Raw genomic sequence first — 730 nt, 5'->3', positions numbered from 1 at the left:
GACTTCCTGATACCCTATACCATCTTCTGATAACAGAATAGTACGCAAAACCTCATGACGAGATACAATACTTTGAAGCGTTTGTTCTAATATCGATGTATCTAACGCTCCTTCAAGTCGAAGTACAATAGGAATATGATAAGCAACACTGCCTTCTAACTGATCCAAAAACCACAATCGCTCCTGACTGAAAGACAAAGGAATTCGTCCTGAGCGGTCTTCTAAGACAACAGCAGGTAATAATACTCCTTTTGATTGAGATGATACATGCGAACTTAACGTTGCGATCGTCGCGTATTCAAAGACTTCCCTGATAGATATTTCTATGGATAATCCCTTTCGGATCATCGATACCAATCGGGTAGCCAGTAGACTATGACCTCCCAACTCAAAAAAGTTATCATGAACTCCAACCTTCTCTATTCCCAACAAATTCTCCCAAATTTGAACCAATTGGTGTTCTGTATCTGTCACTGGAGCCACATATTCTTTCGTAGACAAATCTGAACTATCAGGATCCGGCAAAGCTTTCTTATCCAGCTTTCCATTTGACGTTAACGGCAGTTCTGCCAACTCAACCCAAATCATAGGAACCATATACTCCGGTAAACTTAATTTCAACTGTTCCTGCAAAGCAACCCTGTCCAGCTTACCTTCAACAACAACATAACCAATCAGACGTTTACTGTTAACTGTATCTTCCTTAGCCAATACACAACAATGAATGATT

At 40.1% G+C, this 730-nt stretch carries 1 protein-coding gene; it reads right to left on the bottom strand.

Annotated elements, in window-relative coordinates:
• The coding region (locus FLA105534_RS00080) for a phosphopantetheine-binding protein (protein ID WP_246253117.1) at window positions 1-730 on the bottom strand (730 nt) is incomplete at both ends.

This window comes from Flavobacterium collinsii (assembly GCF_902804485.1).
Lineage (GTDB): Bacteria > Bacteroidota > Bacteroidia > Flavobacteriales > Flavobacteriaceae > Flavobacterium > Flavobacterium collinsii.
This window is presented reverse-complemented; position numbering and strand designations above follow the sequence as displayed.